General features: G+C 50.0%; 11 protein-coding genes. 6 read left to right on the plus strand and 5 right to left on the minus strand.

What is annotated here, in order from left to right; translation table 11 throughout:
* Positions 1 to 17 precede the first annotated feature (17 nt).
* The 3 genes from E2I14_RS02550 to E2I14_RS02560 are packed head-to-tail and all read right to left on the minus strand — an operon-like array spanning position 18 to position 2,784.
* Positions 18 to 635 (minus strand): LysE family translocator, encoded by a 618-nt coding sequence (locus tag E2I14_RS02550; RefSeq protein WP_133325101.1) that lies wholly within the window; start codon positions 633 to 635, stop codon positions 18 to 20.
* A 12-nt stretch (positions 636 to 647) separates the two neighbouring features.
* The gene (locus tag E2I14_RS02555; RefSeq protein ID WP_133325102.1) at positions 648 to 1,463 is read right to left on the minus strand and encodes an alpha/beta fold hydrolase; all 816 of its coding nucleotides are present in this window, start codon (positions 1,461 to 1,463) and stop codon (positions 648 to 650) included.
* A 1-nt stretch (position 1,464) separates the two neighbouring features.
* Positions 1,465 to 2,784 (minus strand): O-acetylhomoserine aminocarboxypropyltransferase, encoded by a 1,320-nt coding sequence (locus tag E2I14_RS02560; protein WP_133325103.1) that lies wholly within the window; start codon positions 2,782 to 2,784, stop codon positions 1,465 to 1,467.
* Between the two features lie 263 nt (positions 2,785 to 3,047).
* Between E2I14_RS02560 and E2I14_RS02565 the strand changes: the two genes are divergently transcribed.
* Positions 3,048 to 3,497, plus strand: a complete 450-nt coding sequence (locus tag E2I14_RS02565) for a CBS domain-containing protein (RefSeq protein ID WP_133325104.1) — start codon at positions 3,048 to 3,050, stop codon at positions 3,495 to 3,497.
* A 94-nt stretch (positions 3,498 to 3,591) separates the two neighbouring features.
* On the opposite strand, the gene E2I14_RS02570 is transcribed toward E2I14_RS02565, so the two are convergent.
* Positions 3,592 to 4,194 (minus strand): 2OG-Fe(II) oxygenase, encoded by a 603-nt coding sequence (locus E2I14_RS02570; RefSeq protein ID WP_133325105.1) that lies wholly within the window; start codon positions 4,192 to 4,194, stop codon positions 3,592 to 3,594.
* A 289-nt stretch (positions 4,195 to 4,483) separates the two neighbouring features.
* Between E2I14_RS02570 and E2I14_RS02575 the strand changes: the two genes are divergently transcribed.
* Both E2I14_RS02575 and fdhD read left to right on the plus strand, forming a co-directional pair.
* Positions 4,484 to 6,127 carry an OFA family MFS transporter gene (locus tag E2I14_RS02575; RefSeq protein WP_227544560.1) on the plus strand — a complete coding sequence of 548 codons (1,644 nt, stop codon included), beginning with the start codon at positions 4,484 to 4,486 and terminating at the stop codon, positions 6,125 to 6,127.
* Positions 6,128 to 6,284: 157 nt separating this feature from the next.
* Positions 6,285 to 7,151, plus strand: coding sequence for a formate dehydrogenase accessory sulfurtransferase FdhD (fdhD, locus tag E2I14_RS02580; protein WP_227544561.1), 867 nt, complete (start codon positions 6,285 to 6,287; stop codon positions 7,149 to 7,151).
* A gap of 6 nt (positions 7,152 to 7,157) precedes the next feature.
* Here fdhD and E2I14_RS02585 read toward each other — a convergent pair whose 3' ends face one another.
* The gene (locus E2I14_RS02585; protein WP_133325106.1) at positions 7,158 to 8,249 is read right to left on the minus strand and encodes a substrate-binding domain-containing protein; all 1,092 of its coding nucleotides are present in this window, start codon (positions 8,247 to 8,249) and stop codon (positions 7,158 to 7,160) included.
* Between the two features lie 137 nt (positions 8,250 to 8,386).
* On the opposite strand from E2I14_RS02585, the gene E2I14_RS02590 reads away from it, so the two are divergent.
* From E2I14_RS02590 to fdhF, 3 genes are all read left to right on the plus strand, one after another.
* Entirely contained in the window at positions 8,387 to 8,932 is a 546-nt protein-coding gene (locus tag E2I14_RS02590) for a formate dehydrogenase subunit gamma (RefSeq protein WP_133325107.1), read from the plus strand.
* The gene (locus E2I14_RS02595) at positions 8,929 to 10,464 is read left to right on the plus strand and encodes a formate dehydrogenase beta subunit (protein WP_133325108.1); all 1,536 of its coding nucleotides are present in this window, start codon (positions 8,929 to 8,931) and stop codon (positions 10,462 to 10,464) included. Before E2I14_RS02590 ends, E2I14_RS02595 begins: the two co-directional genes overlap by 4 nt.
* A gap of 110 nt (positions 10,465 to 10,574) precedes the next feature.
* Positions 10,575 to 13,430: a formate dehydrogenase subunit alpha gene (gene fdhF / locus E2I14_RS02600; protein WP_133325109.1), complete on the plus strand. Its 2,856-nt coding sequence runs from the start codon at positions 10,575 to 10,577 to the stop codon at positions 13,428 to 13,430.
* The last annotated feature ends 28 nt before the right edge of the window (positions 13,431 to 13,458 follow it).

Here is a 13,458-nt window from a genome sequence, read left to right on the forward strand (position 1 = left end):
TGAATAGGCGTGATTGCCTAGACAACTGCCACCATTACCCCCGCCATGAGCACCAAACATCCCGCTACGCGCTCGGTAATGACAGCATATTTTTGCTGGGTCAAGGTGCTGCTAGCCTTGGAGGCCAATGCGCCGTAGCCTAATAAAATAAAGAATTCCGGCACGATCGAGCAGGCTGCCAAGATCAGCATTTGCCAACCGATCGATGCGGTCGGATCTATAAATTGCGGCAAGATGGAGACAAACATTAATAGAGACTTGGGATTTGATAATTGCAGCAATGCCGCTGCTCGAAAAATATGCCAACCCGAACTGTTACTGGCATCCAATTTGGACAAGGTAATAGGTGACACTTTGCCGAAAATCGCTGACAAGCCGAGGTAGATCAAGTAGGCCGCACCCAGCCATTTGATGACATGAAAAATATCCGGCGACGCGGCAATCAATCCACCGATTCCGGTTGCGGACAGCGCAAAATACAGCGCGTTGGCGGCGAGAATTCCACTGGTGACGCATAACGCGCCGCGCTGCCCGCGAGCGATGCCGTAGGCCACCACCATAATGACGGCGGGGCCAGGAGAGAGAGAAAGAGCCGCTTCGGTAGCGGTAAATAGCCAAATGCTAGGAGTACTCATTGTTTATTCTTGTTAGTGGGATTGGTTTAAAAATTGTTTGAGCGCGTTCAACACAGCGTCAGGTTGCTCGGTCATTAAAGAATGTCCGCATTGGTCGATCTCAACCGTTTTGGCATGGACAATGGAGGAGCGTAACGCTGCGCTGGCTTTGGTTGGCGTCATGCGATCTTGCTTGGCCATGACGAATAACACGGGTAATTGCTGCGCGGTGATTGCTTGCGCGGCGAGTTCGCCCTGCTGGTAATTATTGCAGGCTGAAAAATCGGTATGAAATAACTGAGCAGGATTAATCGCCGACATACGTTGCATTAAACGGCGGGCGCTGCCTTGTAAGCTAAATCCGGGAATCGCTGTTTGCTGAGTTGCATTCAAATGCGACCAAGTCGTGACCAATTCGATGGCGCCAGGTTCGTCGTCATGTGCCATCGTTAATAAAGCGTCTGCCACTTTCATTGGATAAGCGTTCCCGAGTAAGGCTAATTTGCTTATCCGTGTCGGGGCGATACGCGCTGCTTCTAAAGCGATTAATGAACCCATGCTGTGCCCGATCAAACTCGCTTGCGCGATTTGCGCTGCGTCCAACAGGGCGATGATCCAGTGCGCCATGTCCTCAACATTTGTTAGCGCCGCGCCCAAACTGCGGCCATGTCCGGGCAGATCAAGCGCTAACACGTTAAAGCCATGATGGGCAAAATAACGGCTTTGCAAGGCCCAGACAGAATGATCGGTTTGGGCGCCGTGGATGAAGACTAAGGTCGGTAAATTGGGTTGCAGCGGTTTGCTGCCGGTGTAGCAGTAAGCGGGCTGGTGATTGACTTGAAATAGCATCTCACGCTCCCTTTTTGGTAGCGAGTGCGGCTTTTAGGCCAGCGCTTAAATCGGCGATTAGGTCGTCCACATTTTCTAATCCAATCGACACGCGCATCGTGCCTTCGGTAATTCCTGATGCTGCTAATTGATCTGCTGGGACGCGGAAATGCGTCGTGGAAGCTGGGTGAATGATTAACGATTTAGCGTCGCCAACATTGGCCAGATGCGAGAATATTTTGAGTGATTCAACCAAACGTGCACCGGCTGCGCGGTCGCCTTTGAGTGAAAAAGTAAATACTGCACCAGCGCCTTTGGGTAGCAATTGTTTGGCTAATTGGTAATCGGGATGCGTTTCTAATTCAGGATAAGTTACCGATTCAATCGCAGGATGAGTCAATAAAAACTCAATGATCTTGCGGGTGTTGGCGATGTGTTTATCCATGCGCAGCGATAAGGTTTCAATACCCTGCAAAATTGCAAAGGCATTGTGCGGACTCATGCAAGCGCCGAAGTCGCGCAACCCTTCGCGTCGTGCGCGTAAGGCAAATGCGGCGGTGGTCGATTCTTCGGCAAACACCATGCCGTGAAAGCCGTCGTACGGTGCGCACAATTCCGCAAAACGTCCAGTTTGGTCAAAAGCTTGCTGCCAATCAAAACGTCCGCCATCGACTAACAAACCGCCAATAGCCGTGCCATGTCCGCACAAAAATTTAGTCGCGGAGTGAAAAACTAAATCCGCGCCGTGATCAAACGGGCGCAATAAATACGGCGTGGTAAAAGTTGAATCCAACATCAACGGTAAATTGTTTTCGTGCGCCAATTGCGCGATGGCGGGAATGTTGAAAACGTCCAAGCCAGGATTGCCCAAGGTTTCGCCAAACATTACTTTGGTATTTGGTTTTATTGCGGCGCACCATTCGTCAATATTGCGCGGATCGACAAAGGTAGTCTCAATCCCAAATCGCTTTAATGTGTACGCCAACAAGTTGTGCGACCCGCCATACAAAGCGCGCGAAGCGACAACATGGGAGCCAGCGCCAGCGATAGTGCTTAATCCTAAATGCATCGCTGCTTGACCACTTGCGACCGCTAAGCCCGCCACGCCGCCTTCTAATGCTGCAATGCGTTCTTCCAAAACGGCGTTGGTCGGATTAGAAATACGCGAATAGACATGACCAGTGCGTTCCATATTAAATAGCGCCGCCGCTTGATCGGCATCGTCGAAGACATACGACGAAGTGAAATAAATCGGCGTGGCACGTGCGCCGGTTGCCGAGTCAGGCGCGGCGCCCGCGTGCAAGGACAAGGTGTCAAATCCGGGTGTGTCGGATGTGCTCATAATGGCTTTCTAAATTCGGTGGTGGATTTGTGTTAACTATTTCTGGTTGGGGGATGATAGTTATTATTTTGCGTAAACCGACGGAGCAATTTGCATTCGCCCGACTCAATTGCTGGATTTTTTGAGTCGCTTAAGATACATTGTTTAGGTTAGTCCGCGTTTTGACCCGATAACATTCGGAGACCTTAATCAACGTCAGTATTGTTTCAGCACTGCAGTTTTTTAAGACGCTTATTTTAAAACAAATTGTCGTGGAGGAAAGCATGAAAGTTTCAGAAATTCTGCAAGTAAAAGGTCATATTCTTTACACCGTGACGCCTGACGAAAGCATGTTGAATGCCGTCAATCTGATGGAAGAAAAGGATATCGGCTCTTTGGTAGTGATGGAATTTGGTGAATTGGCTGGCGTGCTTTCTTTCCGTGAAGTAATTAAAGCGATCCACGCTAACGGCGGTTCTTTGGGAACGTGGACAGTAAGAAAATACATGGATGATCATCCATTAACTGTCACGCCAGAAACCGAAGTCAACGAAGTGCGTCGCGTGATGTTAGAAAAACATGCGCGCTATTTGCCGGTAATGGATGCCAAAGTGTTGTTGGGTGTGATCTCATTTTATGACGTTGCGAAAGCCGTGTTGGAAGCACAAAGCTTTGAAAACAAAATGCTCAAAGCCTATATTCGTGATTGGCCCGCTGAGCAAGAAGAAACCTAATGTGCTTGCTGGGTGTAGAAGTTGAAAAGGCCTAGTTCTGTAAAGAATTAGGCCTTTTAGTTTGTGTAGGGGATTGGAATTGTGTGCCTGAAAGTCAGGTTCGTCGTTTAAACCATCCGGTAAGCGACAGCCGTTGGACCTTGGTAGGTAAGACTTCATGCCAAATATCGGCGGATACAAATAGAGCCAAGCGATTGGCGATTGGGCTGATGTCGATTGCTTGATCTTGATCAAATAGGCGTAGTTCGCCGCCAAAATCAGCTTGCCAATGCTCGTTTAAATACAAAACCGAGGAAATCGTGCGGCTGTCGTTATCGCGGAAACGATCAAGGTGACGTTGATAAAAAGCGCCTGGCGGATAGAGTGCGAAGTGATTTTCGTTGCTTTCTAATCCCAGAAAAAGCTGTTCGTTGAGCATATGCCGCAAGGCGCTCATGCTATTGAGGTAGGAATCGATGGCGGCTGACATGCCGTGCTCTAGCCATTGGATTTTATCGCCGCGTATCGACTGCTGCACCGCGCGAGCGTTGGCGCGACCAACGGCGGCTTGCTCCAAATTGCCTGCACTATCACGTTCGCGGCATTCACGCGCCAATTGCTCGATTAATTCCTTGGGTAAAAAGTTGTCGATGATGACCCAGCCTTTGGTGCTGAGTTGATCGCAAATGTGGGTTTGGTGCTGATTAATGAAATCCATAGCCGTGGTCGATCCGTTTCTGGCGAATTGGGTGTTGCAAAATTGTTGCTAGTTGGCAACGCGCTAATAATTTAACTTAGGACTGCTTGAGTCGCTGGCGAGCCAGCATTTTAGTTGAAATAGCCGATTAAATCGGGATGAATTTTAGATTTGAACTTTGCTGCGCACGCACATGTAACAGTGGTAAATATGATTGTCATACAAGTTTTTTTCGGACATTATTCCGAGCAAAATAGTTTCCACAAGAAAATATTTTGTTTAAAAAATCAATTATAAACGGAGGTCGTGAATGTCTTTTTCTCAAATGTTTGATAAGGAACACACCGTAGCTGGCGCTGGTTTTAATCGATGGTTAGTTCCGCCTGCCGCACTCGCCATTCATCTTTGTATTGGGATGGCCTATGGTTTTTCCGTATTCTGGCTGCCATTGTCGCGCGCCATTGGCGTTACTAATCCGTTGGCTTGCGCCAAGGATTTGGGTTTCTTCGAAGAACTTTTTGCGACCAACTGCGATTGGAAAATTTCCAGTTTAGTTGTGATGTTCCAATTATTTTTTATTTTTCTGGGCGGCGCCGCAGCGATTCTTGGCGGTTGGTTAGAGCGCGTTGGCCCTCGTAAAGCGGGTGTCGTTTCGGCCTTGTGCTGGTGCGGTGGTCTGGTGGTCTCCGCTCTCGGGATTTACCTACATCAAATTATTTTGATGTGGCTGGGTGCTGGCGTGATTGGCGGGATTGGTTTAGGTCTGGGCTATATTTCACCGGTTTCCACCTTAATTAAATGGTTCCCCGATCGGCGCGGTATGGCAACTGGCATGGCGATTATGGGTTTTGGCGGCGGCGCGATGGTTGGTGCTCCGCTGGCGGATTGGTTGATGCGCCACTTTGCCACCCCAACTTCGGTCGGTGTTTGGGAAACTTTTTTAACCATGGCCGCGATTTATTTTGTGTTCATGATGGCTGGAGCGTTCGCTTACCGCATTCCTGCAAATGGATGGAAGCCAGCCGGCTGGACTGCGCCACCCGCGCAAGTGAATAACGCCATGATTACCAACCAACACGTGCATGTCAGCAAAGCTTGGCGCACGCCGCAATTCTGGTTGATTTGGGCGGTACTGTGTTTGAATGTGACGGCTGGGATTGGTATTTTGGGCATGGCTTCACCGCTATTGCAGGAAGTCTTTGGCGGCCATTTAATCGGCCTGGATTTAGGCTTTAATGATTTGAGCGTGGCGCAAAAAGCCCAAATCGCCACCATCGCGGCAGGCTTCACTGGCTTGCTGTCGTTGTTCAATATCGGCGGTCGCTTTTTCTGGGCGTCGTTGTCGGATCACATTGGCCGCAAGATGACTTACTTTGCATTCTTCGTCATTGGTTTCTTGTTGTACGGCGCCATTCCGACCATCGGGAAAAGCGATCACTTAGCGTTGTTCGTGCTGTCGTTCTGCATTATTTTGTCGATGTACGGCGGCGGCTTTGCCACTGTTCCGGCCTATTTAGCCGATATGTTCGGTTCGCAAATGGTTGGCGCAATTCATGGTCGTTTGCTGACTGCTTGGGCTACTGCCGGTGTGCTCGGCCCAATGGTGGTTAATTCGATTCGTGAATATCAGCTCAATAGCGGCGTGCCAAAGGCGCAAGCATATGACGTGACGATGTACGTTTTGGCCGGTATGTTGGCGCTCGGTTTTGTCTGCAATCTGTTGGTGCGTCCAGTTGATAAACGCCATTTTATGACTGAGGAAGAATTAGCCCATGAACGCAAGCTGGCTAGCGACAAGGCTGCTGCGGCAAATGTCGGCTCGGCCGTTGGTACGTCGGACGTTGCGCCAATTAGCCATCCAGTGCTTATCTTGCTGGCTTGGTCTGCCGTGGGAATTCCAATGGCAATTGGTATTTGGATTACCTTGCAAAAAGCATTGATTTTGTTTAAATAAATCTTCTGCTTGGATTCGATCCGTTAACGAATCGAATAGTAAAAGCCGTTACCGTGACAGGTAGCGGCTTTTTTCATTGAAATCGAGATCGCGTCACTTATGGTAATCTGCGAACATATTTTGCCGAGCATCAACACAAGTGTAGGAATTATCCCAATTGGAAAACACGTCCTTGCCCAACGAACCGAATACGCCGGAAATTGGCTATAGCCAAGTCGCCATCGTGCGCGCCAAAGACAATCACTTTAGCGCGAGCGAAGATTTCGTCGCCAATGAAGTGCCGGTGGCCTTAGTGTTCAACGGGATTTCTCACGCGGTGATGTTGGCGTCACCATTGGATTTGGTGGACTTTGCGATTGGCTTTAGCTTTTCCGAAGGAATTATCAATCAGCGCTCCGAAGTCTATGAGATCGAAGAAATTCATCATCCTGAGCTTGGTATTGAAGTGCATTTGACGATTTCAACGGCTTGTTTTATGCGACTGAAAGAACATCGGCGCAGTCTGGTGGGGCGCACGGGTTGCGGAATCTGTGGGATAGAGAGCTTGACTTCGTTTGAGACTAATAATCTGCCCCAGCAAATGGGAACGAGCGAATTAATCGATTCACCGTTTGCTATTTCTCAAGCCGCGTTGCTGAATGGTTTTAACGAACTCCAGCAAGTGCAGGCGATTAATCGAATTACCGGTTCGATGCATGCGGCGGCGTGGATTAACGCAGCAGGAAAAGTGCTGTTAGTGCGCGAGGATTTAGGGCGGCATAACGCGCTTGATAAATTAATTGGCGCAATTAAGTCAGACCCAGCTTCCTACCATCCGAATAGTGGTTGCGTGATTATGACCAGCCGCGCTAGTTACGAGTTAGCGCAAAAAACGGCACGCGCAGGCTTTGCATTGTTGGCGACTATTTCTGCGCCAACCAGCTTGGCGATTAAACATGCCGATCAACATGGCTTAACGTTGGTGGGCTTTGTACGCAAAGGGAGTTTGGTTGTGTACGCGCACCCTGAGCGAGTCATTAGTTAAAGCAGCCTAATTAGTTTTGGATTTTTTTCGTGCTCCAAACGCATCGGTGATCGAGATAATTTCTCCCGTCTCGCCAGACTCGTATCCCACCAACTTATCCACCTCCTGCTGAAAGTGAGCAGACTTTAAAATTCCAATAATCTGTTGAATCTTGGGATCATTTAATGCATTGATCGATAACGCAAAAAAGTAGCGCTCCTTCACTAGCGGGATGAAATCCAAGCCAAAGCGCTGCGCCGCTGTTTGCACACCAAAGCCTACATCCGCCATGCCGCTAGCGATAAACGCCGCCACGGCAGAATGGGTGAATTCGTTGTTGTCGAAGCCTTGAATTTCCTTGCTTGCGATAGCCTGCTTAGCAAGCATGAGTTCTAGTAGTAATCGAGTTCCTGAGCCTTTTTGGCGATTGACGAAATTTAAATTGGGTTGGTTTAAGTCTTTTATACCGCGAATTTTTTTGGGGTTGCCGCTGGCTAAAATCAATCCCTGGGTGCGCACGGCCAGATGAATTAAGCAATGAGTTTTTGGATTGAGCCACTGCAAAAACTGCTCAACCGCTGGCGCTTCAAATTCACCTAAGGGAACATGGAATCCGGCTAAATCGCATTCTTTACGTGCTAAGGCTGCGACTGCATCAGTACTGTTGCGGTACCGAACTTCGGTGGTCAAATTTTCTTGATTGATAATGTTGAGCATGGCGGCCACGGCAAATCCGTGACTAGCATGCAGTCGAATCGCGCCGGTATTTTCGCTGGAATTGACATTCAATTCACGCTCCAACTCGGACGAAAGGCTGTCCAAGGTGGGCGACAAGCGGGCCGAAATCCGGCGCTCGGCCCAAATCAGTTTTTCTGCCAATGGGGTTAAAACCGTGCCGCGCCCGCGATTGGTGGTCATTAACGACTCGCCAAACAATTTTTCGCCATCCCGTAATAATCCCCATGCATAACGGTAGGAAAGTTTGACTTTCTCGGCTGCTTTGGCAATCGAACCGTCTTCTTGCACAGCTAGCAGTAAATCGAGCAATGCCGAGGTATCCAAAGCGGCATCGTTGTCTTTGCTGATTTCCCAGTGCGGAGTGATGTGGACTTTATACATGGGGTAGCTATATGTAGTTTACAGCCTATTGATGGGAAGAAACATTGATGCTAACGTAGAGCATAAACAAGAATAACTAGCAGACTATATGCTTTTGTAAGCATATATGTCAAATGTAACCTAATTTGAGGTTGAGCATGAGTGCACAAAGTTTATTGAGACAAAACGACCTAGGTAAGGGCAATAAAGGTACTTCCATACCCTCCAGCGCGCTTAATGCCGCCGCCTTAGCCAGCATCGCTCATATCATCGAGCAGCACCAAGACGAGCAGGGCGCGTTGCTGCCGATGCTGCATGCAATTCAGGAAAAAGTTGGCTTTGTTCCCGCCGAAGTTGTGCCGACCATTGCCAACGCGCTCAACATTTCGCGCGCAGAAGTGCATGGCGTGATTACCTATTACCATTTTTTTCGGCAGCACCCAGCAGGCAAACAAGTCGTGCAGATTTGCCGCGCCGAAGCCTGCCAAGCAATGGGCGGCGAAGCCTTGGCTGAACATGCTAAAGCGGCGTTGGGTTGTAACTTTCATGAAACTAGTGCCGACGGTCAATTCACTTTGGAGCCAGTTTATTGCTTAGGCCAATGCGGTTGCGCGCCGTCGATGACAATCAACAATGATGTCTATGCGCGCATGTCGGTGGAAAAATTCAATCGCCTGATTGCCGCGAAACGAGGTGCAGCATGACGATACCAACGATTTACGTACCGATTGATTCGTCTGCCATTGCGCTGGGCGCCAATGAAGTGGCCGAAAAAATCGCTAGCCAAGCACAAGCCCGTGGCATTGAAATCAAGCTCATTCGCAATGGTTCACGCGGCATGTTTTGGTTGGAACCTATGGTCGAAGTCGCGACCGATAAAGGCCGAATCGCCTTTGGTCCGATTGAAGTGGAGGACGTAGCTGGATTGTTTGAGGCGGACTTTATTCATGCAGGATCGCATCCTAAGTCCTTGGGCTTGACCGAAGAAATCCCTTTTTTAAAAAACCAAGAACGTTTAACGTTTATGCGCGTTGGTATCACCGAGCCGACTTCGCTAGACGATTATTTGGCGCACGAAGGTTATGTTGGTTTGCGCCATGCGGCGGCGATGGCGGCGGCTGATGTGGTGCAGCAGGTGCTGGATTCGGGCTTGCGCGGACGCGGCGGTGCGGCTTTCCCAACGGGGATTAAGTGGAAAACGGTACTCAACGCACCAGCCGATCAAAAGTACGTGGTGTGTAATGCAGATGAAGGCGATTCGGGTACCTTTTCGGACCGCATGGTGATGGAAAACGATCCGTTCATGTTGATCGAAGGGATGACCATTGCTGGCTTAGCGGTCGGCGCGACACGCGGATTTATTTATGTGCGTTCGGAATATCCCCATGCTATCGCCGCATTAAATAAGGCGATTGCGCTAGCTAACCAACACGGCTATTTAGGCAAAAATATTTGCGGCTTTGGGCATGACTTTGAGTTGGAAGTACGAAAGGCGGCAGGTTCCTATGTCTGCGGTGAGGAAACTGCATTGTTAGAAAGCATAGAAGGGCGGCGCGGCATTGTGCGCGCTAAACCGCCATTGCCAGCGATTGAAGGATTATTCGGCAAACCGACTGTGATTAACAACGTAATCTCGTTAGCCGCGGTACCACTAATTTTGGCGCGCGGTGCGGAATTCTACAAAAACTGCGGCATGGGACGTTCACGCGGCACCTTGCCGATTCAGTTGGCAGGCAACGTTAAGCAGGGCGGTTTGGTTGAGAAGGCGTTCGGCGTGACCTTGCGCGATTTGTTGGACAACTATGCGGGCGGCACAGCCAGCGGTCGGCCGATTCGCGCCGTGCAAGTCGGCGGCCCCTTGGGCGCGTATATGCCCGAATCGCAATTTGATACGCCGATTGATTACGAAGCGTTTGCCGCCATTGGTGCGACCGTTGGGCACGGCGGGATTGTGGTGTTTGACGATACTGTCGATATGGCCAAACAAGCGCGCTATGCGATGGAATTTTGCGCTGCCGAATCGTGCGGAAAATGCACGCCATGCCGGATTGGCTCGACGCGCGGTGTTGAGACAGTCGATAAAATTATCGCCAACCAAGATCGCGTGCAGCAGGTGGAATTATTGCGCGATTTATGCGATGTGATGGTCAGCGGTTCGCTGTGCGCGATGGGCAGCTTGACGCCTAATCCTGTGTTGTCGGCGTTAAATTATTTTCCGAATGATTTTAATCGGTGAGCGGCATTAGCGAGCGCGAAGCAGGTGCATCAAGGTTGACAACGATTTTTTAATGTATCCACCAAAATAATAAATTTTCCCAAATAGTTATCTTGGGTAAAGGACGACAAATGAACCAACTAAACCAAACCGATTACGGCACCCCAGCGCGCCAATCCGAGAACCTGGTCACGATTGAAATTGATGGCGTAGAAGTCCAAGTCGCCGCCGGAACGTCGGTGATGCGCGCAGCGGTAGAAGCGGGCGTGAACGTGCCAAAATTGTGTGCCACCGATAGTTTGGAGCCGTTCGGTTCATGCCGTTTATGTTTGGTTGAAATCGAAGGTCGGCGCGGTTACCCCGCTTCCTGCACCACGCCGTGCGAGCCGGGCATGAAGGTCAAAACCCAATCACCAAAACTGGCCAGCCTGCGCAAAGGCGTCATGGAGTTATACATCTCTGACCATCCGCTCGATTGTTTAACCTGCCCAACCAACGGTAATTGCGAATTGCAAGACATGGCTGGCGTGGTTGGCTTGCGCGAAGTGCGGTACGGCTACGAAGGTAAAAATCATCTGGAATTAAAAAAGGACGAATCCAATCCTTACTTCACCTACGACGCATCGAAATGCATCGTCTGCAATCGCTGCGTGCGAGCCTGTGAAGAAACGCAAGGAACCTTCGCCTTGACGATTTCTGGCCGCGGCTTTGAATCGCGTGTTTCTCCGGGGCAGAGCCAGCCATTTATGGAATCCGAATGCGTCTCCTGCGGCGCTTGCGTCGATGCCTGCCCAACTGCCACCTTGACCGAAAAAACCATAATCATGATGGGGCAAGCGGAACACAGCAAGATCACGACGTGTGCGTATTGCGGCGTTGGTTGCTCGTTCAAAGCCGAAATGAAAGGCAATGAAGTTGTGCGCATGGTGCCGAACAAGGATGGACACGCGAACCACGGACATTCTTGCGTGAAAGGTCGTTTTGCATGGGGTTATGCAACCCACAAAGACCGCATGTTAAAGCCCATGATTCGTAAAAATATCACCGATCCTTGGAAAGAAGTGTCGTGGGACGAAGCCTTAAATTACGCCGCGTCCGAATTCCGCCGAATTCAAGCCAAGTTTGGTAAAGATTCCATCGGCGGCATTACTTCGTCACGCTGCACCAACGAAGAAACGTATTTGGTACAGAAATTAGTGCGCGCTGCGTTTGGCAATAACAACGTCGATACCTGCGCCCGGGTGTGCCATTCGCCAACCGGCTTTGGACTTAAACAAACGCTGGGCGAATCGGCTGGAACCCAGACGTTTGATTCGGTCATGAAGTCCGACGTCATCATGATTATTGGTGCCAATCCGGCGGCTGCGCATCCAGTATTCGCCTCCCAAATGAAGCGCCGCTTGCGCCAAGGCGCAAAGCTGATCGTGATCGATCCGCGCACCACAGAAATGGTCAAGTCACCGCACATTCAAGCGGATTATCATTTAAAACTGAAACCGGGGACCAATGTGGCCGTGATTACCGCATTAGCGCATGTGATCATGAGCGAGAAATTGTTCGACGCCGATTACATCGCGCAACGCTGCGACACCGAATCGTTTGAACATTGGACTAAGTTCGTATTGAAACCAGAAAATTCGCCCGAAGCGATGGAGCCGATTACTGGCGTGAGCGCCGAGGAACTGCGCGGTGCCGCGCGCATGTACGCGCAAGGGAATAATGGCGCAATTTATTATGGCTTAGGCGTAACCGAACACGCGCAAGGTTCTACCATGGTGATTGGTATCGCGAACTTGGCGATGGCAACGGGCAATGTGGGGCGCGAAGGCGTGGGCGTGAATCCACTGCGTGGACAAAACAATGTGCAAGGTTCGTGCGATATGGGTTCGTTCCCACATGAATTGCCGGGCTACCGCCATATCTCTGATACGACGATTCGTACCCAATTTGAGCGAGCCTGGGATTGCACGTTGAACCCAGAACCCGGTTTGCGGATTCCAAACATGTTTGATGCCGCCTTGTCTGGTTCCTTTAAGGGCTTGTATTGCGAAGGCGAAGACATCGTGCAATCCGATCCCAACACCCAGCATGTGACCGCAGCATTGTCAGCCATGGAATGCATCGTGGTGCAAGACATCTTCTTGAATGAAACTGCTAAATACGCGCATGTGTTTTTACCGGGTTCGTCCTTTTTAGAAAAAGACGGCACCTTCACCAATGCCGAACGTCGGATTTCGCGCGTAAGAAAAGTCATGCCGCCGAAAGCCGGTAAATCGGATTGGGAAGTCACCGTCGCGTTATCTAACGCATTGGGCTATCCAATGAACTACAAACATCCGTCCGAAATCATGGATGAAATTGCCGCTTTAACGCCAACCTTTAAAGGCGTGAGCTATAAACGTTTGGAAGAATTAGGCAGCATCCAATGGCCATGTAACGACGCTGCGCCAAATGGCACGCCGACCATGCACATCGATCAGTTCGTGCGCGGTAAAGGCAAGTTCATCAATACCCAATTCTTTGCCACGTCGGAAAAAGTGACGCCAAAATTCCCATTGATTTTGACGACTGGGCGCATTCTGTCGCAATACAATGTGGGAGCACAAACACGGCGCACGGAAAACGTACATTGGCATAACGAAGATTTACTGGAAATTCATCCGCATGACGCCGAAGATCGCGGCATTAAAACCAATACCTTGGTCGGCATCGAATCGCGTGCGGGTCACACGGTGTTGCGTGCCTTGGTGACTGAGCGTATGCAACCGGGCGTGGTATATACGACCTTCCATTTTCCTGAGTCCGGCGCGAATGTAATCACCACCGATAATTCAGATTGGGCGACCAACTGTCCTGAATACAAAGTCACGGCGGTGCAGGTAATGCCGGTGCTGCAGCAATCGGAATGGCAGCAAAAATACTCACAGTTCCATGAGCAACAAATGGGCTTGCTCAAAGAAAATGCCGAAGAAGCGGGTATCAAATAATTAGCGCAATGTAGCTCAGAGCAAACGA

The organism is Sapientia aquatica (genome assembly GCF_004358105.1).
GTDB classification, from domain to species: domain Bacteria; phylum Pseudomonadota; class Gammaproteobacteria; order Burkholderiales; family Burkholderiaceae_D; genus Solimicrobium; species Solimicrobium aquaticum.

What these genes read in the sequence shown, in the direction of transcription:
- E2I14_RS02590 (WP_133325107.1), top strand. Translation starts at nt 8,387, where the DNA reads ATGAGTGCACAAAGTTTATTGAGACAAAACGACCTAGGTAAGGGCAAT.
- E2I14_RS02570 (WP_133325105.1), bottom strand. Translation starts at nt 4,194, where the DNA reads ATGGATTTCATTAATCAGCACCAAACCCACATTTGCGATCAACTCAGC.
- E2I14_RS02560 (WP_133325103.1), bottom strand. Translation starts at nt 2,784, where the DNA reads ATGAGCACATCCGACACACCCGGATTTGACACCTTGTCCTTGCACGCG.
- E2I14_RS02565 (WP_133325104.1), top strand. Translation starts at nt 3,048, where the DNA reads ATGAAAGTTTCAGAAATTCTGCAAGTAAAAGGTCATATTCTTTACACC.
- E2I14_RS02595 (WP_133325108.1), top strand. Translation starts at nt 8,929, where the DNA reads ATGACGATACCAACGATTTACGTACCGATTGATTCGTCTGCCATTGCG.
- E2I14_RS02575 (WP_227544560.1), top strand. Translation starts at nt 4,484, where the DNA reads ATGTCTTTTTCTCAAATGTTTGATAAGGAACACACCGTAGCTGGCGCT.
- E2I14_RS02585 (WP_133325106.1), bottom strand. Translation starts at nt 8,249, where the DNA reads ATGTATAAAGTCCACATCACTCCGCACTGGGAAATCAGCAAAGACAAC.
- fdhF (WP_133325109.1), top strand. Translation starts at nt 10,575, where the DNA reads ATGAACCAACTAAACCAAACCGATTACGGCACCCCAGCGCGCCAATCC.
- E2I14_RS02555 (WP_133325102.1), bottom strand. Translation starts at nt 1,463, where the DNA reads ATGCTATTTCAAGTCAATCACCAGCCCGCTTACTGCTACACCGGCAGC.
- E2I14_RS02550 (WP_133325101.1), bottom strand. Translation starts at nt 635, where the DNA reads ATGAGTACTCCTAGCATTTGGCTATTTACCGCTACCGAAGCGGCTCTT.